This is a genomic window from Nocardia sp. NPDC003963 (assembly GCF_053605105.1).
On record NZ_JBSGIP010000001.1, the window covers coordinates 1,008,770 to 1,030,653 of the forward strand.

Consider the following 21,884-nt stretch of genomic DNA (forward strand, 5'->3'; position numbering starts at 1 on the left):
CAGGTCAGGAGCGGGGGCCGGGATCCACCGGGCGGGCGAGGAGTACCGCTCGGCCGGCGGCCGGGTCGATCCGATCGCGCGGTGGTGCGCCGTCGGCTTCCTCGTCGCGCAACATGGTCTGCGCGGCGCGGTGATCGAGCTGGTCTCGTTTGCTGCCGTACCAGAAGGCAGTGATCTCCTCGACACCCGCGGCGGCCAGCCGGACCGATGTGTCGTGCCGGTTCCCGCCGCCGGTCTTCGGGAAGCGGGTGTAGACCCAGCGCACCGCGGCGGCCGCACCCAGCAGGAACATCGCGACGGGCGCGCCGAGAAAGAGCACCTCCATGAGCCCCAGCGTAGCGGCCGTCCGGTGGTCCCTGTCCGTTTCCGGCCGCCCGCGCCGGAGGACCGGGTACGACTAGGGTGAAAGCGTGCTGGGGCTCGCTGTGGTGCTGTGCGCGGTGTTCGCCGCGACGACCGGATACGTCGTCGCCGGTGATGCCACTACCCGGATCGACCGGCCGATCCACGACTGGATGCTGAGCCTGCGCGCCGAACCGTTCACCACGGCCGCCACGGTGGTCACCCATCTCGGCGGTTCGGTGGCCATGTGGACACTGGCACTCCTGGCCTGCGCGGTTCTGCTGAAACGTGGTGCGCAGGCGGATCTGCTGCTCGTGGCCGGAGTGGGCGCGGCGTCCGCGGTGCTGGTGCCCGTCTCGAAGCAACTGGTGGGCCGGCCCCGTCCGCCGGTGGCGGACCAACTGGTGGCGGTGAGTGATCCGTCGTTCCCCTCGGGCCACAGTGCCGGGTCGGCCGCGGTGGTCGGGGTGCTGGCGACCCTGTTCTGTATGCGCACCGCGCACCGGATCGCGGGCGCGATCGTCGCCGTCCTCGCCGCCACCTTCGTCGTGCTGGTGGGACTTTCCCGGATCTACCTCGGGGTGCATTGGCCGACGGATGTACTCGCGGGCTGGATGCTCGGCAGCTTCCTGGTCGCGGTCGGGGTGGTGATCCGGACCCGGGCGGAACAGCCGGATCGACCCCCGGTCCGGCCCGGCCCCACGGCCGGACCCGGGAGAGATGCGGATGCCGAATGGCACACAAGGCGCTGACCGAACCCTGATTTCGCGCACCTCGCGCCGATCCCGGACACACCCCGGCCTCCTTTCGCCGCGGGTACCGGCTGCCCGTCAGCTATCGCGTTCCAGCCCCAGACCGGCGGCGCGCCAGCCCGCGATACCGCCGTCCAGGCTGTAGGCCGTATGCCCGGTCCGCCGCGCGGCCGCGGCGAACCGCCGCGAGATATCCCCGGTGGGACAGGTGAATATCACCGGCTGGGCCCGGGAGAACGGGGTGCCGTGGGCGAAGAGGTCGGTGAGCCGATCGTCGGGGATATTGATCGCGCCCGGAATATGCGCGACCCGGTATGCCATGGCGCCGCGGGTATCGACGATCACCGGGTGCGCGGTCCGGAGCAGATCCGCCAGCTCGGTCGGCATCAGCGCCGGAGCGGCGGCGGTCTCGGTGGGATCCGGCGGGCGTGGTCCGCTCTCGCGGCCGAACAGATCGGGCCGGCGCTGCTTGATATAGGACAGATACGGTTCGAGGCGGTCGCAGACGATGATCACACCGACCGTGAGTGATCCGGTGCGGCCGGGGCGCGTGAGCACTTCGCGCGCGGCGGCATAGGCGGCGCCACTGGTGGGCCCGGCCAGGACACCGTAACCGGTGGCGAGTTCGAGTGTGGCCTCGATCGCCGGACCGGATTCCACGGTCATGATCTCGTCGTAGAAATCGGGCTGGAACAGGCCCACTTCCCACATCTCCCGTTCCGACCGGATACCCGGGATGAAGTCCTCGCGTTCGGAGACCACGGCCACCGTGCGCAGCTCCGGGTGGAACTTACGCAGATAACTGCCTGACCCGCGGCTCGATCCGGTGGTGCCCAGCCCGCCGAACAGATAGTCGATCCGCTCGATTCCGGCGGCGGCGAGATCCTCGTGGATCTCGCGGCCGGTGCCGTCGTGATGGGCGGCGATGTTCTTCTCACTGGTGTACTGGGACAGATGCCGGAATCGGGCGGGTTCGGCCGCCATGGCCGCGTCGATCGCGGAGTACACATCGTTCGGGGTGGTGGGGTCCGGGCATTCGGAAAGCCCGGGGAGTTCTACGATCTCGGTGCCGATCAGCCGGAGCAGGTCACGCACCTCGCCGACCTTGATCCGGTTGGTCATCGCCTGTAGGCCGATACCGTGGATCGCGCCCAGGATGCGCAATGCTTTGGCGGTATTGCCGCTGGACGCTTCGATCAACGTCCGCCGCTGCGCCCGCAGCGTATCGAGTTCATCGCGCAGCATCGCCCACGCGACCCGGTCCTTGACCGAACCGAACGGATTGTGCGTCTCCAGTTTCGCGTACAGGTCGACGCCCTCGAGCCCGTGGACGGCCGGGTCCAGGCGGAGCAGGGGTGTATCACCGATCAGATCAGTGATGTGCTGATGGATCGTCACGAAACCTCGGAATGTGCTGGATCTGCGATGGGGGAGGACGGCTCGTAGTCCGTGTCGGGTACTGCGCGGAAACGTCCGTCGTGGTGGATCACCGCGACCTTCGGAGGAAGCGGATGCATGGCGGCCGCGGCCGCCGACAGATCCATGTGGTATGCGGCCGTATTCGGGAAAACGACCAGGTCGCCCGGCCGGGGCAACCACGGCAGCCAGATCATATGCGTGGTGACGAGATCCCTTTCGAGACAGAGCCGACCGGCCAGGAATACACCGACCGGCTCGTCCGGCGGCACCGGCCCCTCGCCGGGCAGCAGCAGCGGATCGACCATCACCTCCTGATCGGCCGGGGTCACCGCGTCGCGGCTGATATCCACATGGACGAGCACACTGCCGTCGGAGGCTTCCTTCACGAACTCGACCCGGGCCACCGTGATTCCGGTGTGATCGGCGAGCGCCTTACCCGGCTCCAGCCAGATATCGAGGAGGTTGTCGGCCGCAACCCGGGCGATACTGCGGCCGCCGTGGCGTTCAAGCGGGGCGTCCAGGAAGCCGGCCAGCATCTCGTCGCCGGGGACGGTATTGGCGTATTTGTGGAAGACCGGTGTCCCGCGGACCGCCCCGCCGTCGACGTGATAGCCGAAAGTATTGTTACCCCAGCTCATCGGCGCGCCGTCACCGGCGAGCGCCGCCCGCAGCCGGCTCACGTACTCGTCGAACCGATCGCCGTCGGCGGTGAACACCTGGCGCAGCCCACCACCGATATTCAGTACCGACGGTGCGAGGCCGGCGGCATAGGCCTGTTCGAGGAGTGCGAAGCAGGTATCGGTGGCACGAACCCGTTCGCCGGTATCGCCGGTATCGAGATGAAAGGCCGTGCCGTGGAATACGAGCCGATCCCGATACCGGGAAAGGATGGTCAGCGCGCGATCGGCGTGCTGCACCGGAATACCGAAACGGCTCACCTGCGAATCGGCGAACCCACTGATCCGGAGCAATACCGGGACCGGCCGCGCCGGGTCGGCGAGTTCGGCGAGTGTCTGCAATTCCCATTCGTTGTCGACATTGACCGTCACCCCGGAATCGACCAGAACTCGCAGGAAAGCAGCACCTTTCGGCCCGGTGGCCTCGATCCGGCCGGGCTCTAACCCGGCGGCCACCGCCGAGTCCAGCTCACCGGCCGAGGCCACATCGATACCGATCCCGTGCGCCGCGGCCGTGCGTACGAAAGCCCGCGATCGGTTCACCTTGTGTGCGTAACAGATGCGGTATCCGATTCGCGCCGCGTCGAGCACCGCGGTCAGCCGATCGATGTTGCTCGCGAAAACCTGTGGAAACAACAGATGCACCGGTGTCCCGAAGCGGTCGAGTATCGCGTCGAGTTCCGCCCGGTCGGAAAGGAAGGCCCGGGCGAGCGGGTCCCAATGCGCCGGTAGCGCCGGCGGTCCGGTCCGGTTTGCCGGTATGGGCCGCTCGGCGCGTAGCGGCGGCCGTATCGTCATTCCCCGTTCCCCTGGAGCATCGGTTCCGGTCGCTCGCCCACCGGGTTGTATCCGCCGTCGCGCAGCGCCTCGAAGGCGCGGGCCCGGTTACGCGGGCTGCGGAACTCGGCCACTACGCGCTTCCTGTCGAGGTCGATATCCACGACCCTGATATCCATCGATTCCAGCACTCCGCCGATTGTGCGTACACAGTGTTTGCAGGTCATATCGGGGACGTAGAAAACCCTGTCCTCCCTTGCGGCCGGGCCCGTGCCCGGCTCGTCCCGCGCCGGGACGGCGACTGGTTCGCACTGCGCGGCGACCTCGGTGAAGACCTCGATCAAGCGGTCCACCACCGCGGGCAGCAGAGCCGAACTCCCGGCATCGTCGCGGTGCGTGACCGCGGCCGGGCAGATCGGGTGCTCGTCGTCGGGTAGTAGTGCGTACTGGCGGGAGATGAGATCCAGATCGTCGTGGTATCGGGCGATCGCCGCGGATACGCTCAGCCCTTCTTCGGTGGTTGCCCGATCCATCACGCGGTGCGCGTCGGCGATGGTCGCGTCCTTCATCGCGCGCAGAGTCGCGACCGACTGTGCGGAATACCGCACCGAGCCGTCCGGTTCGGTGCGCAGGGTCACCGGGATCATTCCCCGCCGATATGTCGAGGCCTGCAGTTCCCAGAACCACCGGGTCGCGACGGCGGTGAAGATTCCGGAATCGCGCAATCCGCGGGCGAACGCACCGGCCGTCCGGTAGGGGGTCTGCGGTGCGATCAACGCGTGCTGGGCCAGGGCCCGGGCCGCGGATTCTACCCCGACCCGGAAGATATCGATGGGCTCGTGATCGGTGGTGGTTCCGGCCAGCACCGCGCGCGCCGCGGGGGCGAGGCGGGAGATCCGTTCGGCCAGCGCGCGGTTGTCGTCGATGGCCCGCCACAGCGCGAGCAGCGCTTCCCGGGTGGCTATCGGTACCAGTGGCCCCAGCGCGTCCGCTCGATAGAAACCCGTATTGGGAATACCGGCGCTGTCGACCCAGGTCATCCGGTGGGTCGCGGAGGTGACTTCGGCGGCGCGGCAGGGACGCATGAACCGCTCCAGATACAGCCGCTGGGAGAAGGTGAGGTGGCTGCCCGGTTCGGCCCGCAACTCGGTCGCGGTGTATTCGATCCGGGTCACGTCCACGGCGCGATGGGCGGCGAACAGGCCGGGCCGCGCGAGCTCGGCCAGGATCCGCGCGGCGGCCCGCCTGTCGTAGTGAGTGGCGGCTTCGGTGGATGCGCTGATCTCGATACTCATGGCAGCTCCTCGGCGAGGGTCCGGACACAGTCGACGAAACGATCGATATCGTCGAGGCAGGTGTAGACATGAGTGCTGACCCGGACCGATTCGGGGTCACCCCCGGCGGTGGGCACGCAGTGTGCGCCGGTCCGGACGAGGAAGCCGTATTCCGCGAGGACGAAACCCAGATCCGCCGCGGAGATCCCGGCCAGAGTGAACGAGACGATGCCGTATCCGTCGTCGGGCGCCTCGTGGGCGGGTCCCGGTAGGAAGCCGACCCCGGGCACCGCCCGCAGTCCCCGGATCAATCGCCCGGTCAGCGCGCGGTTATGCGCCGCGACGGCGTGCATACCGTAGGAATCGAGCTCCTCGAGTGCGGTGCCCAGCGAGAGTATGCCCGGTATATCGGGTGTGCCGCCCTCGAGGAGCCCCGGCATGACACCGCCGGTGAACCCGGTGGCGGTGAGTACGGCATCGGTGGTTCCGCCGGGAAGGAACGGGCGCAGCTCGGCATGGATCCGGCGCCGGCAGTACAGGAGCCCGGTACCCGGCGCCGCGAACATCTTGTGCGCCGCGAACGCCGCGAAGTCGGCACCCAGCGCGGTGACATCCACCGGGATATGGCCGCCGCTCTGGCTGCAGTCGAAACAGAGGAGCACCCGTTCGGGGAGGTGGTCACGCAGTTCGGCCAAGGTGCTGAGGGCGCCGTACACATGGTGTAGATGCGTCACGGTGAGCAGGCGGGTGCGTGGGCTCAGTTTCTCGGCGATATCAGCGATATCGGCCCGTCCGGCCGCGGTGACCCGGTAGGGCACGAGTTCGATCCGCCGGCCGAAATGCGCGAGAGTGTCCCGGAGCAGGAGCCAGGGCGCGATATTGGCCGCGTGGTCGCGGGGGCTGTACATGATCTCGTCGCCGTCGCGCAGGGCCGCCAGGCCCCAGGCCAGTGCGACGGCATTGAGCGCCGCGGTGGCACCGCCGGTGAAAACGATCTCGTCGGCGTGGGCGGCGCCGATGAACCGCGCGGCGCGGGTCCGGACGGTGGCGATCCGGTGCGTGAGTGCGGTCGACCACGGGTAGGTGCCGCGCGCGGCGTTCGCGGTGGCGACGGCGTGATAATCCCGCACCGTCTCGACTACGGCGCGGGGCTTCTGGGTGGTGGCGGCACTGTCCAGGTAGGTTTCGGTGCTGTCGGCCAGCGCCGGAAACGAGGTACGGATCGCCGCGGGCAGCAGGCCGGGCAGTGCGTTCTCCGCGTCGTCCGGAGCGAGCCCCGGGTACTCCGGACGACGCAGGGGTGATCCCATGTGATCGCTCCTTCCGCCGGTCCGCCCGGACTGCGAACAACGATACTCATTGTCGGAAAGTTCGCCCAGTGGTCTTGGTGCGCAACCGGTTTCGAGACCGTGTGACGAGGTCCCCGGGGATGTCGGTGTGCCGGGTTATGGTGCCGGTATGCCACTCACCCTCGACGAACGTCAGTCGTTTCTGGCCGAACCGCATATCGGTGCGCTCTCGGTATCGGCGGGCCCGCAGCGGGGTCCGCTCACCGTGCCCATCTGGTATCAGTACCGGCCCGGTGATGAACTCTGGGTGCTGACCGGGCCGGAATCGGAGAAGATGCGCCGTATTCGAGCAGCCGGGCGGTTCAGCCTGATGGCCGAACGGGTCGAGCCGACCGTTCGCTATGTGAGCGTGGAAGGCCCGGTGACCCGGGTCGAGTCGATGACCGACGACCAGCACCGGGAGATGGTGGCGCGCTACCTGCCGCCCGACCGGGTGGAGGCCTACCTCTCCTTCGCCGCGGCCGAACTCGGGGAACATGTCGTCGTGTTCATGCGCCCCGAGCGCTGGTTGTCCGCCGACCTCGGCTGACCGTCAGTATCCGCCCTGGAGGTATTCGACCAGCTGTTCGCGCTCGGTCTTGAGCTCGGAGATCGCACTTTTGACCACATCACCGATGCTCACGATGCCGACCAGTTCGTCACCGGAGACCACCGGAAGATGTCGTACCCGGTGCTCGGTCATGATCCGGCGCAGTCCTTCGACATGGTCGTCGGGCGCGCAGGTACGAACCACGGTGGACATGATCCGCGATACCGGGGAGTCCAGTAGCGCGGCGCCGTGCCGGTGCAGGGCGCGGACGATATCTCGTTCGGAGACGATGCCGGCGATCCGGCGGCCGTCGGCCGAGACGACCACGGCTCCGATGTTGTGTTCGGCCAACAGGGCCAGTAGCGCCCGGATATTAAGATCCGGGCGGGCGGTCGTGACGGCGCTGCCCTTGTTGCGCAATATCTCGGCGATTCGCATGGTCACCATCCACTCGAGCGCGGGATTACAGAATAGCGCGCGCTCGATGCGGGAAAGCCAGCACGAATCGGCATCGGCCGACCTTTTTCGTAGGACGCCGCTCCGGCGGCCTACTCGTCGTCGAGGCCCGCGGACAGATAGGCGGCGGCGGCCAGCCACTGGCGGCACTGCGGGCCGTGGACGTCGTGGATGTGCAGAATCTCGCGCGCCTGCCGATAGGTGAGTACCGGTGGGTCGGCGCTGCAGTCGGCCCCGGCTTCGGGGGCCGCGTAGCGGCGTAGCGGTTCTGGATGATGTCCGAGCGAATGAGCGCCGCCGGTGCTGCCGACCGCGCTCCGATGGGGACTTCGGAATGGTTGGATCATTCGGTTGCCCCTCACATGCGACGTTGCGGGGCGACACATCCGGCCGGCGAATCAGCCTGGAGAAAGTGCTGCGTATCGCCCCTCTTGTGCGCCTGAGTCTAAGCCGATGTCGCTTACAAATGCAAGTACATCTGCAAACTACAGACGAACTTGCAGTTGCTGGCCCCCCGGACGATTTCGCCGTGATCGGCGCTGTGGCGCTACATCTTCCGGTATTTCCACCGTCGCTGCGGCGCGTCGCGCGGCATCGGCGTGGCGTCCGGCGGCGATCACGGTTTGCGTCCCACGCCGCCATAGGCGGAGAGCGGCCGGTCGCCGACGGCGTCGGTGCCGTCCGGGCGCCACTGATCTATCGGCACCACGCCCGGTTCCACCAGCTCCAACCCGTCGAACGCCGCCCGGATCTCCGAATGCGGGCGCGGGATATAAGGGACACCTCCGGAGTCGGTGTAGTTGCGGCACAGCGTTACGTAGGCCGCGCTGTCGTCGGTGCCGTCCCAGAGGATCAGATAACTGCCGGACGAGGTGGCCTCCATTACGGTGTGGACGATCCGCCGCATCTCCTCGGCGGAGTGCGTATGCCCCAGTACGCCCATGAACATCACCGCCACCGGCTGCGTGAAGTCCAGTACATGCCGCGCATCGGCGACGATGAGCTCGGGCCGGTGGTAGTCGGCATCGAGGTAGACAGTCACCCCCTGGTCGGTGGTGTCGGCCAGTAGCGCCCGGGCGTGCGCGAGCACGAGCGGATCGTTGTCGACGTAGACGATCTTGGATTCCGGTGCCACGCCCTGGGCTACTTCATGGGTGTTCTGCATGACGGGCAGGCCGGTGCCGATATCGAGGAATTGCCGGATCCCCTTCTCCGCCGCCAGGAATCGCACTGTCCGGATGAGGAACTGCCGTGATCGGACGGCCATGGTGGTGATCTCCGGATCGACCGCGATGCCCGCGTCGCCGGCGATGCGATCGACCTCGTAGTTGTCCGTGCCGCCCATCCAGTAGTTCCAGATGCGTGCGGAGTGCGGGATATCGGTGCGGATCGTGGGGTGGTGTTCTTCGGACATGGCGAACTCCTGGCGGTCATGGTCGGAGTGCGCCGTGCGGGTACCGGCGGCGAGCCCGACGGCTGGTGAAACCGATGTCCACTGCGACGGTACAAGACTCGCTGTCTCCGATCGGGCGGTCGACACAGCCCGCTGTCCGGTAAGTCCTTGTCCGCGTGTATCGGCGGACCGGCGTGGGAGGGCTCCGGAGCGGGGTCACGGGCCCCTCGGGGCCTGTGGACGCGGCTCGGCGAACTTCGTGCTATCGTCCTGATGTCGGTGCAGATGCAAGAACACCTGCGTTTGCATCTGTAAGAACCGACGGTATGCGACAGTGGCGTCAGCGACCATGAGCAAGGAGTGGGTCCCATGTCGGAAGTAGGGAACCAGGTGATCGGAGCCTGGCGGAAGAGCACCTTCAGCAACCCGAGCGGGAACTGTGTCGAGTTCGCCGAGGCGGCCAACAACCTGGTGGCCATGCGTAATTCGCGTTTCCCGGACGGGGGCGTGATCTTCTACACGCGCCCGGAGATCGAAGCGTTTCTGCAGGGCGCCAAAGCCGGAGAGTTCGACGATCTGGCGGGTTGAGGGGTAGCATGGGCCGTCGGCGTGGTGTGCCCGATCCGATGAGTGGCGCACCGTGGGTTAACCCGAAAGCGGAGACGACTCCATGATCGCAGAGCCCGAGAACCGTGGTGGCGCGCAGTCTGCCGAGGCGGAGCGTGGCCCCACGGTTCTACGCATCGCTCTGGGTGGCCAGTTGCGAAAGCTACGCGAGAGCAAGAAGATCACCCGAGAGGCCGCGGGTGACGCCATCCGCGGCTCTCATGCGAAGATCAGTAGGCTCGAGCTGGGCCGGACGAGTTTCAAAGAGCGCGATATCCGGGATCTACTCACACTGTACGGTGTCGACGAACCCGAAGAGCGGGAAAGCTTTCTCGAGCTCGCGCGTAAAGCGAACGAACCGGGCTGGTGGCATCGCTACGGCGATCTGCTGCCGCCCTGGTTCGGCCAATATCTGGGTCTGGAGCAGGCGGCCAGCAAGATTCGCACCTATGAATCGCATCTGGTGCCCGGCCTGCTGCAGACACCGGATTACGCCCGAGCGGTAGTGACGCTGGGCTACGAGGATTCCGATACCGATCGCCGGGTGGCGTTCCGGCAACGCCGGCAGGAAATACTGCATCGCGCCGATCCGCCGGTGATCTGGGCGGTGCTCGATGAAGCGGCTCTGCATCGACCGGTCGGTGGCCGGGATGTACACCGGGCGCAGATGGAACATCTGCTGGATCTGACCCGGTTGCCGAATGTGACGATTCAGGTGGTTCCGTTCTCCGCGGGTGAACATGCCGCTGCGGGAAGCTCTTTCACGATTCTGCGCTTCGCCGAAACGGATCTTCCCGATATCGTCTACCTCGAACAGTTGACCAGCGCTCTGTATCTGGATCGGCGCGAGGATCTCGCCTTGTACCTGTCTGTGATGGACCGGTTGAGTGTGCAGGCGGCGCCGCCGGAGGAGTCGCGCCGGATCATCGCGGAATATACGAAAGGCTTGTAGCGGCCGCGGATTACCCAACGACAGTTATCGTCTCGGCGGATTAGCCGAGACGATAACTATATGCGGGTGAGCGTCAGGCCCGGATGAAGGTCGACGCGACGCGCCAGAAGGTATCCGGCCGCAGCAGCCGGAAATCCCAGTCGTCTGCCAATGCGTGTGCGGTCGTGACGATCTGATCGATGTCGAAATCGTCACGGGTGGCCGCACCGGTGGATTCGACTGCGTCGATAACGAATTCGATCGCGGTTTCACGGGTCGAATCACCGAGCGGGCGGCCGCTGCGGATGCCGAATGTAGTCATATCAATACCGTTCGCAGGCTTACCGATCGGGGCGGGATCGATTCTTGCTGAACTATTTCCGAATCGGGTCGGATCCGTCGGGCTCTCCCGCAGATGCGGCAGTAAACCACTGGCGAATGTTGTCGTCGGCTCACTCACGCGGCCTCCCCTTGTTTTCCCCTGTATAGCGGTGTGGGAAGAGTCTAGGTCGGGGGTGCTTTCAAATGCAAGTACATCTGCACGATCGATTCTTTGTGTCCGAACGCTTTTCGGCCACCGTTTCAGGGTGCGAGTGCGGCGATCGCGGCCTCGATCGGAGTGCTGCCGCTGACGAGATCCAAGGTCAGACCGGTGGTATGGCTCGCCTCCAGCAGTCCGGCGAGTACCGCGGCCACATCGGCGCGCGGGATATCGCCGCGGTCGAGTCGCGGTGGCGCCAGGGTGACCGCGCCGGTTCCGGGGGAATCGAGCAAGCGACCGGGGCGCAGGATGGTCCAGTCCAGGTCACGGCCCCGGAGATCGTCTTCGGCCTGGGTCTTCGCATCGATATAGGCCGCCCACACCTCGTCGGTTCCGGCAGCCGGGGCAAGCCCCGCGCCCATCGCCGAAATCTGCAGGAACCGGCGCGTCCCCACGCGTTCGGCCGCCTCGGCCAGCAGCACCGACCCGTCGCGGTCCACGGTGTACTTGCGGGCGACGCCGCTGCCCGGCCCGGCCCCGGCCGCGAACACCACGGCATCGGCGCCCTGTACCGTCGCGGCCAGGTCGGTCACCACGGCCCGTTCGAGATCGAGGACCACCGATTCGGCACCGGTGGCGTACACCTCGGGCGCGTGGGAGGAATTGCGGATCAGAGCGATGACACTGTGGCCCCGCCCGGTGAGTATTTCGGCGAGCAGCAGGGCGATCTTGCCGTGTCCACCGGCGATGACGATGCGCATACGAGTCCTTTCGTGGTCAGCGTTCGGGTCCGCCGGGATTGCAGGCGGCATCGACGGTCGCGTCGTAACCCACCGACGGCCGCCAGGGTTCCAGATTCCAGCTCGGTTTGTCCGGGGCGATGAGGCGCGCCCATTCCCAATGGCAGCGGAACTGATCCCACATACCCGGCGTATCCGCGTCCGGGTCGGCGATCCGGATCTCCTGCCATGCGCGCAGATCGGATCCGGGAAAGGTGGTGTCGCGACCGGCGCGGGTCGGGTGGACCAGCAGGCGCGGGCCGTCGGTGGTCTCCGTCCACTCCACATGGTCGATCAGTGGTTGGCCGGCGTACGGGTCGACCGTGGGAATGGGATGCGGGGTGGTGGCCGCGGCGGTGATCGTGGTGGCGGTGATCGTGGTGGCGGGCGGAACGTCGGAGCTGTTGCCGGAATCCGAGCATCCGGTGGCGACGATCGAGAGGGCAACGAGTACGCCGGCCGCGCGGGCCGCGGGTTCGATCGGCATACGCGCTCCTGCGGTCGGAGTCGGCCCGCTCATCGCGCCGACTGCCCCCGAGCCTAGAGGGTCGGCGCGCCCCGGTGCGGATCCTCCGGCGAGTGTGGCGTGCGCAGGGGTCTATTCACAGAGCTGCGCGGCCGGACCTCGGTCCAGGGCCTTCGTCGGGTATCGGAGAATGCGAGCGGTACCGGGGACCGTTCACTCAGCGCCACAGGCTGTGACAGGGTAGCCTGCGCAGGTCCGGTCTTATCTTGCTGTCCACGGTCACGGTGAGTCCCGCGTGTACCGCGGCGGAGGTGAATTCCCAGGCTTCGGAATTGGTGGCCGCGTACTCCAGGACGAGAGCGTTGTCCGGCGCGGGGCCGTCGAAGTAGACGGTGACCCGGCGGGTGAGGCGGTCGTGGGCAGTGTCGTCGCGTTCGGCCGTGGCCGGTGTCGTGGCGTCCAAGATCCGCGTCTCCTTCCGGGCGTCTCCATCGGCGCCGTCGGATCCAACAGTAGGTTCGCACCATTGCTGAGAACATGTTCCGGCAGTGGATCTGGGGAAATCACAGGACGTCGCGGACCGCAGTGGGGGCGGTTCACCACGGTGACGAGACCAACGATCGGCGCGCCGGTACCGGGCCGTACTCGGTATGAACCGCTGCGGGCGAACCCGGTCGGGGAGCGGCGCGCGAATGCGGTCTCTACCTGAATGTCGTTCATGCCACGGGTGTTTCGTTTGGTCTCCGGTACCGCTCTCATGCGAAACTCGAATAATGGGTGCTTCTGGGATGCGATCGGCGTCGGCGGCGGAGTCCTCGTCGGTGCCGGGGTCCACGGCGCGAAACGCGGCGGAGGGCGGTCCGACGGTGCTGCGGATGGTGCTCGGTGGCCGACTGCGACGGCTACGCGAGGCCGGTGGATTCTCACGTGAACAGGCGGGTGATCACATCCGCGGTTCGGATTCGAAGATCAGCCGGCTCGAACTCGGGCGAACCAGTATTCGCGAGCGTGATCTGGTGGATCTGCTCGAGCTGTACGGCGTGACCGATTCCGAGGAACTCGACGCCTTTCAGGAACTGGCCCGGCAGGCCAACACTTCGGGATGGTGGCATCGGGACAACGATTGGCTGCCGAAATGGTTCGATATGTACCTGGGCCTGGAACAGGCCGCACAGGTGATCCGCTGTTACGAACCGCGTACCGTGCCGGAGCTCCTGCAGACCCCGGATTATGCGCGTGCGCTGCTGACGCTGGCGCATCCGGGTGAGCCGGAGGACGCGATCGAAAGGCGGGTGGCTCTGCGGATCCGCCGCCAGCACATTCTGAACCGGGCGAATCCGCCGCATCTGTGGCTGATCGTGGAGGAGGCCGCGCTCACCCGCCGGATCGGTGGTTCGAGGATCTGGGGTGCGCAGATGGATCATCTGCTGTCGGCCGCTCGGCAGCCGCACATCACAGTACAGCTCCTGGCCGATCATGTCGGCGGTCCGGCTCTGGCCGACGGAGCGTTCACCTATCTCCGGTTCGCCGAGGCGGACCTGCCCGATATCGTCTACCTCCAACAGCTCACCGGTGCCCTCTATCTGGACAAACAGGCGGATCTGGACGCCTACCGCGCGGTCGCGAATCAACTCTCGGTACATGCCGCGCCGCCGGAGTACACCCCGGGACTGCTGACCGCGCTGCGCCGGCGTCAGCCGCGGATCCTGGACCAGCCGGCGCGCCGGGAACAGGACCGGACCGGGCGCTGATCTCCGCATGAGTCCCGGCTGAGGGGCCGGTGGCCGGATGGGCGAATTTTCCGGGTGTTGCGCTCCCGGAGGGAAACTCGTTACCGTCTTGTGATCGAACCCAAACCGCGGCTCGGTCGCTGATGAACTGTCCGGACAAACGGTAGATCGTCTCGATCGGCGGCGAGAGAGGTTACTGTTCGGTAGTTATGGTGGGCAGTAGAGCCGATTCCGGGGTAACGGACCTGGAAACCGAACTCGTGGCGCATCTGCGGCGCCGCGATCGCTTCACGGGAACCGCAGACGTGGTCACCACGGTTCGGCACTGCCTCGCCGATATCGCGGAAGATCTCGCACCCGACCCCGCGGCCCCGGCCGCCGCGCCCCCGGCGGTAGTCGCCGCGGCGGTGCGCTGGGCACATGAGGGGGTGGCGCTGGAAACAGTGCTCACCGCGTGTCACGGATGCGCGCGGGACGCACTCGAGTTCCTCGCCGAGCGGATCGCCGCCGCGGCGTTACGGGCCGAGGCGATGGCCGACGGTGCCCGATTGCTGGTCCGTGTGATGGAAGTCGTGACCACTGCCGCCGCCGCGGCATATCTGGACGAACACCGGGTCGTCGCGCGGGAGCACCAGACCTCCGCGCAGACGATGGTGGCCGCGTTGTTGAGCGGGCACGGTGTGGCCACCCTGGCCAAACGTTCCGGTATCCGGGTGGCGCCCGCGTACCAGGTTGTGGCCCTGGCGATTCCGCCGCATGCCGAAGAACGCGCCGGCGGTTTCGAGGCCGTATCGGCGGCCCGCCGCAAACTGCGCCGGGTCCAAGCGGCGCTGGGCACCCCGCTGGGATCGCGGTCGCTGTCGCTGCTGCGTGCCGACGGCGGCACTGTGCTGATTCCGCTGGAGTCCGCACAGTGCGTACCGGGCGGCGCCGGTGTGATGAGTGCCGAAGTGCTGCAGTTGGTGGCCGAGGCCGCCGAGGTGCGCCCCACGGCCACCGTCGCCGCCGGTACCACGGCGGAGGTGCCCGAGCTGGCCGGCCGCACCCACGATGTGCTGGACCGGCTCCGGTCCAGTGGGCAGCCGCCGGGTCTGTACCGGATAACCGACGATACGACTGCCGAGCACGCCAGCACGGCGGCCGCCGGGAGCCAGGTGCACCGGCTACCGCGCCCCGCCGGAAAGAGCCGCCGGTCCAGGCCGGGCAAACCGGGTGCGGCGTGAGGCACGGGTCGGTGCACGAGCATTACAACGAGGTGTGAGATGAGATCACGGGTTTCGGTCCTGGCCGCCCTGGCGCTGGTGGGGGCGATTACCGGTACACCGGCTCCGGTCGGTGCGGTCCCGGTGACACCGGCGGCACCGGGACCGCGGGCCCCGGCATCGAGCGAACCGGGGGCCGGCGCGCAGTTGTTGCGCGTCCAGGTGCTCGACGATCGGCGGATCCGGCTGCATATCCGCTCGGTCGCCATGGGCCGGGAGATCGCGATCGACACCCTCGTCGGGACAGGTCCGGCGCCCCGCCCCACCCTCTACCTGCTCGACGGTGTGGACGGGGGTCCGACCTCGGGCTGGCTGACCCGGGGTGGAGCCGCCGAATTCTTCGCCGACAAACCGGTCGACGTGGTGTTGACGACCGGTGGCACCGGGAGCATGTACGCCGATTGGATGCGGGTCGATGCCGCTCTCGGACTGAATCGCTGGGAGACCTTCCTGACCGACGAACTGCCACCCATTGTGGAGAAGTACTTGGGCTCCAACGGAACTCGTGCCATTGCCGGGGTATCCATGGGCGCCCAGGCGGCGATGATGCTTACTCAGCGGCATCAGGGCTTCTATCAGGGTGTGGCAGGTATGAGCGGCTGTTATTCCACCTCCGACCAACTCGGCCGCGCCGTCACGACCATGACCGTCGCCTCGCGCGGCGGGAACCCGGAGAACCTGTTCGGGCCGCCCGCGTCGCCGGAGTGGCTCGCCCACGACAGTCTGCTGGGGGCGGACAAATTGCGGGGCACCCGGATCTATGTCTCGGTGGCCAACGGTGCCCCGAGCAATGCGGCGCTGATGTCGGTCGGTGACAGCCCCGAAATCCTCGCGGTACTGCTCGGCGGCGGCTCGCTGCTGGAATCAGGGGCCCGGTTGTGCACGGAACGATTCGCCGGCCGGCTGACGGAACTGAATATTCCGGCGGTGGTGGATTATCTGCCCGAAGGAATGCATTCGTGGCCGGATTTCGAAGTGCAATTGCACCGTAGCTGGCCGACGCTGAGCGCCGCTCTGGAAATCCCGCAGAAGCCCTGAATTACCGGACGGATCTGTGATCTTCCCACGGGGTGGGAAATGTCCGGACGGCCGCTCACCGATCGGGAGTGAGGGCTGCTACGAAATCCGGAATCTGATGCGGGGTCAGCGTCGCGGTCACCGGTATTCCGGCTGCCACGAAATTTCGCGCCGCCCGGCCGATATGGTCCGGTGAAGTCACCACCACGGCGTCCCGGGCGCCCAGTGCGTGGACCAGCGCGGCGCTGTTGCGGGCATTCTGCACCGTCGTCGCGGCCGCGTTCTCCTGGTGCACCCGCTGCGGTGGGATGCCCCGGGCGATCAGCCAATCGGCCATCGCGGCGGCCTCGGTGACACCGTTGCGGGGGTTGCCGCCGGTGACGATGACAGGGGACCGCGGGGCTAGCAGTGCCTGGATGTATCCCGCGCGCAGCCGGTCGACGAGCTCGGGTCGCATGCTGCCGTCGGGCCGGAGTCCGTAGCCGAGGATCACGATCGCGGTGTCCGGGCCGTGCGGGCGGGCGAGTGGTCCGGTCAGTGCGTCGATCAGTCCGGCGTCCCCGGCCGGCCCGGGCGGCGGTGTGGCACCGGCGTTCCCGGACAGTGTCATACCGAGGGCCGCGGTGGCCAGCAGTGAGGTCAGCCCGGCGCGAATCGCGGTGGGGATTCGGGTGGGGCGGCGGTGACGGCCGGATCCGGTGTATGAGCGGAACATCGGTCCTCCGAACGGACGTGGCCGGGCAGCCGGGATACGGGTTATTGGTTCTTCCATGATCGGGTATCGATGTGATCGATTCGTGATCTGGCGGGATTATTGGAGAGTTCACCGTGCGGATGATGGTTCCATTGGGGCGCAATACGGTCGAATATCGTGAATATGGGCGTACGCACAGCGTTTCCCGGGAATCGGTGGTCGAAGCCCGCTGTGAGGAGGTCCAAATTCGATATCGGGAAATCGTGAGGTCTCCAGTTCCTGCTCGGGAACGGCCGTAGAAGAGTTCGGCGACCGTACTGTCGGCGCAGCTCATCTGCCGTGAAATCGATACGGCGGCAGGTGGTTCGGACAGTGATGTGCTCCAGGAAGGCCCCCGATGACAAGACCGAATCCGGCCCGGCTGCGGTCGGCCGTGCTGCTGGCAGCCACCGTGCTCGTATGCGGGCTCACCGGTACGGGCGCGCAGGCGGACCCCGCGTCGGCACCGACCGAACAGGACCTCGCCGCCTATATCGCGGCCGGCCGCACGGGGCAGCCGGTCGCGAATTCCGGGAGTGCCAGTGGTTCGGCCTGTAATTCCGGGAGCGGCGCCGGCTCGGGCAACGGTTCCGGCGACTGCTACGGCGGCTCGGGCAGTAGTTCGGGCCTGTCGGGTGGATATGCCTCGGATACGGTCGGTTACGGTCCGGCGCAGACCGCGTGGCTGGCTGCCTTCGGGTACGGGTTGGCACACGGTGATGCGGCACCTCCGGGCGCCAACGACTGGAACTGCAAACCCAGCCCCGAACACCCCCGCCCGCTGCTGCTGATCCACGGCACCTGGATGAACGCCTACAACGGGTTCGCGTTCATGGGTCAGCCGTTGAAGGACGCCGGCTTCTGTACGTTCACCTTCAACTACGGTCGCTCGAACCTCGTGCAGGGTGGCGGGCTGGGCTCGGTGCTACCGGGCACCATGGGCACCGGATACATCCAGGACTCGTCGAAACAGCTGGCCACTTTCGTGGACCGGGTGCTCGCGGCGACCGGTGCGTCCGAGGTCGATATGATCGCCCATTCCCAGGGCGGGTCGATGGCGAACTGGTACACCAAGTTCGACGGCGGCGCGGACAAGGTGGACAAGCTGATCACCTTCGGTGCCACCCATCACGGAACCACGCTGGACGGTATCGGCGCGCTGGGCCGGGCGATCAACAACTTCGGGATCGATATCCTCGGCTTCATCGAGATATTCGTCGGGCACTCCGGTATCCAGCAGACGGTCGGCTCGGATTTCGTCGATCAGCTCAATGCCGGCGGGGATACCGTGCCCGGGGTCGATTACACAGTCGTGGGCACCCGCTACGACGAGGTGACCACACCCTACGATCTGACCTTCCTGCAGCCCGGGCCCGGCGCGACCGTCCGCAACATCACCCTGCAGGACGGCTGCGAACAGGATCTGTCGGACCATCTGACGCTCATGTATTCGCCGCGGGCGCTGTCCATCGCGCTGCAGGCACTCGATCCCGGGCGCTTCCCGGCCCTGCAGTGCACTTTCAATCCGTGGCTGATCGGCGGTGGCGGCAAGCTGTGAACACCCCGTAGACGGGTGCGCTCCGAGGCCGCACGGGCCGACTCCGTCCGGCTCGGCGCGCACACGGCCGCCGCGGGCATCGGGTGGGCTCGTTCGCCTCACCTTTCCGCACCGTGTCGTCCGCGGCCGGCGTAGTGGACCCACCGGGCGGTGACCGCTCATACCGCCCGGTGGGTCCATCGCCGATCCGGGAGATATGCCCGAATCCGGTCGCCACCGGTCCCGTACCGCGTCCGGGCCGGTGGCGCCGGACTCATCCGCGCGTGAGCAGGTCGGCCGCCTGGGCGCCGATGAACATACTGGGCGCGTGGGTGTGCCCGCGTATCAGTACCGGCATGATCGACGCGTCGGCGACGCGCAGCCCCTGGACACCGCGCACCCGCAGTTGTGGATCCACCACGGAGTTCTCGTCCGACCCCATCCGGCAGGTACCGGCCGGATGATAGAGGGTGTGGGCGTAACCGTTGAGTGCCAGCGCCCGGGTCGCTTCCGCGGCGCCGTCACCGGGTGCGTCCGGCGGATAGCAGAGCGGGCCGAGTACTTCCTTCATGGCCGCGGTTTCGGCGATGTCGGCGCAGTGCCGCAGGCCGGCCATCAACGCGGCCCGATCGATCCCCTGCTCGTCGGAGAGGTACGCGGGGTCGATCAGCGGTTTGGCGAACGGGTCCTTCGAGGCCAGCGTGATCGTGCCGCGACTGTGCGGGCGCAGCAGTACGGTCGCCAGGATGACGCCGTGGGCGGTCGGGTCGACGAGGCCTTCGTGATAGAACGGGGCGGGGGCGTAGACCAGTTCGAGGTCGGGGTGTTCCAGTTCGGGGCGGCTGCGTACGAAACCGTACGCTTCACCGACATTCGAGGTGAGCATCCCGCGATGCCGGAGCAGATAGTTGACCAGCTGAGCCGGTTTCTCGGCGTCGAACAACGAATCGGTGCCCACCCCGTATCCGAGCCCGGTGACGAGATGATCCTGCAGGTCGGCCCCGACCGCGGGGGCGTGCCGGCGGACCTCGATCCCGTGCCGTTCGAGGTCGGCGCGGTCGCCGATTCCCGAGAGCATGAGCAGTTGCGGGCTGTTGATCGCGCCGCCGCAGAGTACGACCTCCCTACGGGCGGTCACCTTCTCGATGCGGCCACCGCGCGAATACTCGACACCTACGGCCCGATCGCCGTCGAACAGCACCCGGGTGACCGTCGATTCGGGAAGCACCTGGAAGTTCCGTCGTTTCGCCGCCGGCCGCAGGTAGGCGTCGGCGGTACTCCAGCGGCGGCCCCGGTGCTGGGTCACCATGGTCTGGCTGAACCCTTGCGGCTCCGGCAGATTCGCTTCCTCGACGGTGAAGCCGCGTTCGGCCACCGCCCGCAGGTAGGCGGCCGTCGACGGGCGCGGACTGCGCTGGTGGGAGATGTGCAGGGGCCCGCCGGTACCGTGATCGGCTGCGGTGGCGCCCTCCACATCCTCGATCGCGCGGAACTGCTCGACCGCCCTGTCGAAACCCCATTCCGGTCCGGCGGCGACCGACCACTCCTCGTAATCGGCCCGGAAACCGCGCACCCACATCTGGGCGTTGAGCGAGGACGAACCGCCGAAGGTCTTGCCACGGGGCCAGTAGATCTGCCGGTTGTCGAGCTGGGGCTGCGGTTCGGTGAGATAGTCCCAGTCGTAGGGGGTGCGGAAGAGTTTCGCGAACGCGGCCGGTATGTGGATGAATTTGTCCTTGTCGGCGGGGCCGGCCTCGAGCAGGATCACCGAGCGGCCCGGATCCGCGCTGAGCCGGTTTCCGAGCAGGGCTCCCGCCGATCCCGACCCGACGATCACATAGTCCGCACTGACGTCTGTCACCTTCGCACCTTTCGATCTCGTGTACCGCCAACATACGAGAGCCGGGGCGTATGTGGGGCATCTTGGCCTCGGCGTCTCGAATTAGGGGTCGACCGGACGTGACATCCGTGAAGGCCCGCCGCGGACAACTGCGCGCGGCGGATATCTCGCGGGATCGAAAACCTCGTTCGCGAGTGACATCACGCGCTACCGGGGTATAACCTGCGCATGAGTTACCCGGTGGACTTCGGGGTGCTGCAGGCCGGTTCGATCCTCGCGATCATCCTCGGTGTGGCCCTGCTGGTTTCGGCGTTGATCGCATTTCGCAAGAGGGGACCGCGGGCCCTGATCGCCCGCGGTGCCGGAGGCGCGCTACTCCTCGCCGCCGCGGCGCTGGTGCTGTGGATCGCCACACTCGTCCAGACCTATCTGGGTCTGACGGGAGAGGTCCGGGCGGCGCATGTGGTGGTCTCGCCGGTATCCGGTACCGAACATCAACTCGAGGTGGAGCTGACCCTGTTCGACGAGGACGGCGGGACCGCCGAGCGCAGTACGCACCGGGTCGAAGGTGATATGTGGGTGCTGCAGGCGCAATTGGTGGAGCTCGAGCCGTGGGTGAACGCCCTCGGCTTCCATTCCGGGTACAAGGTGTCGCGGCTGTACGGGCAGCGGCTCGACGGAGTGGCCACCGCGCAGAACCATATCTTCCTCAACGGCGGAGATCGCGATTTCTTCGAGGATATGAGCGAGGACCGCTGGTTCACATCGCCGTTCGTCCGCTCGGCCTACGGGAACGCGGTGATCGCCACCCCCGGAGAATACGATGTCCTGATCTCACGGGATGCGATCAAGACCCGGGCGGTGGAGTGACCGGATCCGCGGATCCCCCTTCCGCCACTGCGATACGGCAGATCTCACTCAGTTCCTCGACGACCGTATCCAGTGCGGCCGGGTTGCGTTCGGGCCGCGCGACGATGAGGGCGCCCTCCAGCGCGCTGATCACCAGCAGTGCGATGGACCGGGCCCGTTCCGGTCGTGCCCCGTCCGCGACGAGTTTGGCGGCGATGAGCTCGCGCAGGCTGTCGAAGGCGGTTCCGGCGGCCGCGACGGCGCCGGGTTCGTTACCCAGTGCGGCCGCTGCGATCGGGCATCCGAGCGCGTAATCGTGCTGGTCCAGCCCGCGAGCCAGCATATCGGCGATCACGCGTAGCGCCGCGGCCGACTGCGGGGCGTCCAGCGCGCGGGTGACCCCGGTGGTGACCCGCCGGCTCGCTACCTCGGTCGCCTCGGTGATCAGCTGTGCCCGGCCACCGGGGAAGTGGTGGTACAGCGATCCGCGGGGCGCGCCGCTGGCCTGGAGGACATCGGTGAACGAGACGGCCGCGACGCCGCGCCGCCGGATCAGCGAGATCGCGCTGTCGATCATCGCCGCCCGTGGGCCGTCGGGATCCTTCGGTCGTGCCATGACTGCTCCCTCTTGCCTGTAATTACTATGTATGTTGTCATACTTACGATTACTTCGCTGCCGGAAACG

At 67.2% G+C, this 21,884-nt stretch carries 24 protein-coding genes; 9 read left to right on the top strand and 15 right to left on the bottom strand.

All coding sequences use genetic code 11. The annotated features are described in order from the left end of the window. Window positions 1–4: 4 nt before the first annotated feature. Window positions 5–325 carry a DUF6191 domain-containing protein gene (locus tag ACWEWT_RS04695; protein ID WP_452556160.1) on the bottom strand — a complete coding sequence of 107 codons (321 nt, stop codon included), beginning with the start codon at window positions 323–325 and terminating at the stop codon, window positions 5–7. Between the two features lie 85 nt (window positions 326–410). Between ACWEWT_RS04695 and ACWEWT_RS04700 the strand changes: the two genes are divergently transcribed. Then, complete coding sequence (locus tag ACWEWT_RS04700) at window positions 411–1,094, top strand: phosphatase PAP2 family protein (RefSeq protein WP_452556162.1); 684 nt, start codon at window positions 411–413, stop codon at window positions 1,092–1,094. 78 nt (window positions 1,095–1,172) lie between these two features. Here the strand turns inward: ACWEWT_RS04700 and ACWEWT_RS04705 are convergent, their stop codons facing one another. The 4 genes from ACWEWT_RS04705 to ACWEWT_RS04720 are packed head-to-tail and all read right to left on the bottom strand — an operon-like array spanning window position 1,173 to window position 6,551. After that, window positions 1,173–2,492: a pyridoxal-phosphate dependent enzyme gene (locus ACWEWT_RS04705; protein WP_452556164.1), complete on the bottom strand. Its 1,320-nt coding sequence runs from the start codon at window positions 2,490–2,492 to the stop codon at window positions 1,173–1,175. Then, a complete protein-coding gene (locus tag ACWEWT_RS04710) occupies window positions 2,489–3,988 on the bottom strand; it encodes a decarboxylase (protein ID WP_452556166.1) in 1,500 nt (499 codons plus the stop codon). The genes ACWEWT_RS04705 and ACWEWT_RS04710 overlap by 4 nt, the downstream gene beginning before the upstream one ends. Next, the gene (locus ACWEWT_RS04715; protein WP_452556168.1) at window positions 3,985–5,262 is read right to left on the bottom strand and encodes a heavy-metal-associated domain-containing protein; all 1,278 of its coding nucleotides are present in this window, start codon (window positions 5,260–5,262) and stop codon (window positions 3,985–3,987) included. The genes ACWEWT_RS04710 and ACWEWT_RS04715 overlap by 4 nt, the downstream gene beginning before the upstream one ends. Then, window positions 5,259–6,551: an aminotransferase class V-fold PLP-dependent enzyme gene (locus ACWEWT_RS04720; protein WP_452556170.1), complete on the bottom strand. Its 1,293-nt coding sequence runs from the start codon at window positions 6,549–6,551 to the stop codon at window positions 5,259–5,261. The genes ACWEWT_RS04715 and ACWEWT_RS04720 overlap by 4 nt, the downstream gene beginning before the upstream one ends. A gap of 148 nt (window positions 6,552–6,699) precedes the next feature. On the opposite strand from ACWEWT_RS04720, the gene ACWEWT_RS04725 reads away from it, so the two are divergent. Next, window positions 6,700–7,119 carry a pyridoxamine 5'-phosphate oxidase family protein gene (locus tag ACWEWT_RS04725; RefSeq protein ID WP_452556172.1) on the top strand — a complete coding sequence of 140 codons (420 nt, stop codon included), beginning with the start codon at window positions 6,700–6,702 and terminating at the stop codon, window positions 7,117–7,119. A 3-nt stretch (window positions 7,120–7,122) separates the two neighbouring features. Here the strand turns inward: ACWEWT_RS04725 and ACWEWT_RS04730 are convergent, their stop codons facing one another. The 3 genes from ACWEWT_RS04730 to ACWEWT_RS04740 form a co-directional block, all read right to left on the bottom strand. Next, window positions 7,123–7,557: a CBS domain-containing protein gene (locus ACWEWT_RS04730; protein ID WP_452557669.1), complete on the bottom strand. Its 435-nt coding sequence runs from the start codon at window positions 7,555–7,557 to the stop codon at window positions 7,123–7,125. A 110-nt stretch (window positions 7,558–7,667) separates the two neighbouring features. After that, complete coding sequence (locus ACWEWT_RS04735; RefSeq protein ID WP_452556174.1) at window positions 7,668–7,922, bottom strand: hypothetical protein; 255 nt, start codon at window positions 7,920–7,922, stop codon at window positions 7,668–7,670. 269 nt (window positions 7,923–8,191) lie between these two features. After that, window positions 8,192–8,989 (bottom strand): SAM-dependent methyltransferase, encoded by a 798-nt coding sequence (locus tag ACWEWT_RS04740; protein ID WP_452556176.1) that lies wholly within the window; start codon window positions 8,987–8,989, stop codon window positions 8,192–8,194. A 348-nt stretch (window positions 8,990–9,337) separates the two neighbouring features. Here ACWEWT_RS04740 and ACWEWT_RS04745 point away from each other — a divergent pair, with 348 nt between their 5' ends. Then, window positions 9,338–9,556 (top strand): DUF397 domain-containing protein, encoded by a 219-nt coding sequence (locus ACWEWT_RS04745; protein ID WP_452556178.1) that lies wholly within the window; start codon window positions 9,338–9,340, stop codon window positions 9,554–9,556. Between the two features lie 82 nt (window positions 9,557–9,638). After that, complete coding sequence (locus tag ACWEWT_RS04750; RefSeq protein WP_452556180.1) at window positions 9,639–10,526, top strand: helix-turn-helix domain-containing protein; 888 nt, start codon at window positions 9,639–9,641, stop codon at window positions 10,524–10,526. 73 nt (window positions 10,527–10,599) lie between these two features. Here the strand turns inward: ACWEWT_RS04750 and ACWEWT_RS04755 are convergent, their stop codons facing one another. The 4 genes from ACWEWT_RS04755 to ACWEWT_RS04770 form a co-directional block, all read right to left on the bottom strand. Then, complete coding sequence (locus ACWEWT_RS04755; RefSeq protein ID WP_452556182.1) at window positions 10,600–10,965, bottom strand: hypothetical protein; 366 nt, start codon at window positions 10,963–10,965, stop codon at window positions 10,600–10,602. Window positions 10,966–11,087: 122 nt separating this feature from the next. Beyond that, window positions 11,088–11,747 carry an SDR family oxidoreductase gene (locus ACWEWT_RS04760; RefSeq protein ID WP_452556184.1) on the bottom strand — a complete coding sequence of 220 codons (660 nt, stop codon included), beginning with the start codon at window positions 11,745–11,747 and terminating at the stop codon, window positions 11,088–11,090. A gap of 16 nt (window positions 11,748–11,763) precedes the next feature. After that, window positions 11,764–12,252 carry a DUF2599 domain-containing protein gene (locus ACWEWT_RS04765; protein ID WP_452556186.1) on the bottom strand — a complete coding sequence of 163 codons (489 nt, stop codon included), beginning with the start codon at window positions 12,250–12,252 and terminating at the stop codon, window positions 11,764–11,766. A 196-nt stretch (window positions 12,253–12,448) separates the two neighbouring features. Then, window positions 12,449–12,694, bottom strand: a complete 246-nt coding sequence (locus ACWEWT_RS04770) for a hypothetical protein (RefSeq protein ID WP_452556188.1) — start codon at window positions 12,692–12,694, stop codon at window positions 12,449–12,451. A gap of 412 nt (window positions 12,695–13,106) precedes the next feature. Between ACWEWT_RS04770 and ACWEWT_RS04775 the strand changes: the two genes are divergently transcribed. The 3 genes from ACWEWT_RS04775 (at window position 13,107) to ACWEWT_RS04785 (ending at window position 16,261) form a co-directional block, all read left to right on the top strand. After that, window positions 13,107–13,982, top strand: a complete 876-nt coding sequence (locus ACWEWT_RS04775; protein ID WP_452557670.1) for a helix-turn-helix domain-containing protein — start codon at window positions 13,107–13,109, stop codon at window positions 13,980–13,982. A gap of 188 nt (window positions 13,983–14,170) precedes the next feature. Further along, complete coding sequence (locus ACWEWT_RS04780; protein ID WP_452556190.1) at window positions 14,171–15,184, top strand: transcriptional regulator; 1,014 nt, start codon at window positions 14,171–14,173, stop codon at window positions 15,182–15,184. 39 nt (window positions 15,185–15,223) lie between these two features. Further along, window positions 15,224–16,261, top strand: a complete 1,038-nt coding sequence (locus ACWEWT_RS04785) for an alpha/beta hydrolase (protein WP_452556192.1) — start codon at window positions 15,224–15,226, stop codon at window positions 16,259–16,261. A 55-nt stretch (window positions 16,262–16,316) separates the two neighbouring features. Here ACWEWT_RS04785 and ACWEWT_RS04790 read toward each other — a convergent pair whose 3' ends face one another. After that, on the bottom strand, window positions 16,317–16,955 hold the full coding sequence (locus ACWEWT_RS04790; protein WP_452556194.1) for a YdcF family protein: 639 nt from the start codon (window positions 16,953–16,955) through the stop codon (window positions 16,317–16,319). Between the two features lie 376 nt (window positions 16,956–17,331). Here ACWEWT_RS04790 and ACWEWT_RS04795 point away from each other — a divergent pair, with 376 nt between their 5' ends. Then, window positions 17,332–18,531 (top strand): esterase/lipase family protein, encoded by a 1,200-nt coding sequence (locus ACWEWT_RS04795; protein WP_452556196.1) that lies wholly within the window; start codon window positions 17,332–17,334, stop codon window positions 18,529–18,531. Window positions 18,532–18,784: 253 nt separating this feature from the next. On the opposite strand, the gene ACWEWT_RS04800 is transcribed toward ACWEWT_RS04795, so the two are convergent. Then, complete coding sequence (locus ACWEWT_RS04800; protein WP_452556198.1) at window positions 18,785–20,371, bottom strand: GMC family oxidoreductase; 1,587 nt, start codon at window positions 20,369–20,371, stop codon at window positions 18,785–18,787. 207 nt (window positions 20,372–20,578) lie between these two features. Here ACWEWT_RS04800 and ACWEWT_RS04805 point away from each other — a divergent pair, with 207 nt between their 5' ends. After that, window positions 20,579–21,220 carry a hypothetical protein gene (locus ACWEWT_RS04805; RefSeq protein ID WP_452556200.1) on the top strand — a complete coding sequence of 214 codons (642 nt, stop codon included), beginning with the start codon at window positions 20,579–20,581 and terminating at the stop codon, window positions 21,218–21,220. Here the strand turns inward: ACWEWT_RS04805 and ACWEWT_RS04810 are convergent. Further along, entirely contained in the window at window positions 21,198–21,815 is a 618-nt protein-coding gene (locus ACWEWT_RS04810; RefSeq protein ID WP_452556202.1) for a TetR/AcrR family transcriptional regulator, read from the bottom strand. The genes ACWEWT_RS04805 and ACWEWT_RS04810 overlap by 23 nt on opposite strands. Between the last annotated feature and the right edge of the window lie 69 nt (window positions 21,816–21,884).

Excerpts from the sequence above, each read along its gene's own strand:
- ACWEWT_RS04775 (WP_452557670.1), top strand. The coding sequence starts at position 13,107 with ATGGTGCTCGGTGGCCGACTGCGACGGCTACGCGAGGCCGGTGGATTC.
- ACWEWT_RS04760 (WP_452556184.1), bottom strand. The coding sequence starts at position 11,747 with ATGCGCATCGTCATCGCCGGTGGACACGGCAAGATCGCCCTGCTGCTC.
- ACWEWT_RS04810 (WP_452556202.1), bottom strand. The coding sequence starts at position 21,815 with ATGGCACGACCGAAGGATCCCGACGGCCCACGGGCGGCGATGATCGAC.
- ACWEWT_RS04805 (WP_452556200.1), top strand. The coding sequence starts at position 20,579 with ATGAGTTACCCGGTGGACTTCGGGGTGCTGCAGGCCGGTTCGATCCTC.
- ACWEWT_RS04780 (WP_452556190.1), top strand. The coding sequence starts at position 14,171 with ATGGTGGGCAGTAGAGCCGATTCCGGGGTAACGGACCTGGAAACCGAA.
- ACWEWT_RS04745 (WP_452556178.1), top strand. The coding sequence starts at position 9,338 with ATGTCGGAAGTAGGGAACCAGGTGATCGGAGCCTGGCGGAAGAGCACC.
- ACWEWT_RS04790 (WP_452556194.1), bottom strand. The coding sequence starts at position 16,955 with ATGTTCCGCTCATACACCGGATCCGGCCGTCACCGCCGCCCCACCCGA.
- ACWEWT_RS04725 (WP_452556172.1), top strand. The coding sequence starts at position 6,700 with ATGCCACTCACCCTCGACGAACGTCAGTCGTTTCTGGCCGAACCGCAT.
- ACWEWT_RS04795 (WP_452556196.1), top strand. The coding sequence starts at position 17,332 with ATGACAAGACCGAATCCGGCCCGGCTGCGGTCGGCCGTGCTGCTGGCA.
- ACWEWT_RS04785 (WP_452556192.1), top strand. The coding sequence starts at position 15,224 with ATGAGATCACGGGTTTCGGTCCTGGCCGCCCTGGCGCTGGTGGGGGCG.
- ACWEWT_RS04695 (WP_452556160.1), bottom strand. The coding sequence starts at position 325 with ATGGAGGTGCTCTTTCTCGGCGCGCCCGTCGCGATGTTCCTGCTGGGT.
- ACWEWT_RS04765 (WP_452556186.1), bottom strand. The coding sequence starts at position 12,252 with ATGCCGATCGAACCCGCGGCCCGCGCGGCCGGCGTACTCGTTGCCCTC.
- ACWEWT_RS04740 (WP_452556176.1), bottom strand. The coding sequence starts at position 8,989 with ATGTCCGAAGAACACCACCCCACGATCCGCACCGATATCCCGCACTCC.
- ACWEWT_RS04715 (WP_452556168.1), bottom strand. The coding sequence starts at position 5,262 with ATGAGTATCGAGATCAGCGCATCCACCGAAGCCGCCACTCACTACGAC.
- ACWEWT_RS04720 (WP_452556170.1), bottom strand. The coding sequence starts at position 6,551 with ATGGGATCACCCCTGCGTCGTCCGGAGTACCCGGGGCTCGCTCCGGAC.
- ACWEWT_RS04730 (WP_452557669.1), bottom strand. The coding sequence starts at position 7,557 with ATGCGAATCGCCGAGATATTGCGCAACAAGGGCAGCGCCGTCACGACC.
- ACWEWT_RS04750 (WP_452556180.1), top strand. The coding sequence starts at position 9,639 with ATGATCGCAGAGCCCGAGAACCGTGGTGGCGCGCAGTCTGCCGAGGCG.
- ACWEWT_RS04735 (WP_452556174.1), bottom strand. The coding sequence starts at position 7,922 with ATGATCCAACCATTCCGAAGTCCCCATCGGAGCGCGGTCGGCAGCACC.
- ACWEWT_RS04710 (WP_452556166.1), bottom strand. The coding sequence starts at position 3,988 with ATGACGATACGGCCGCCGCTACGCGCCGAGCGGCCCATACCGGCAAAC.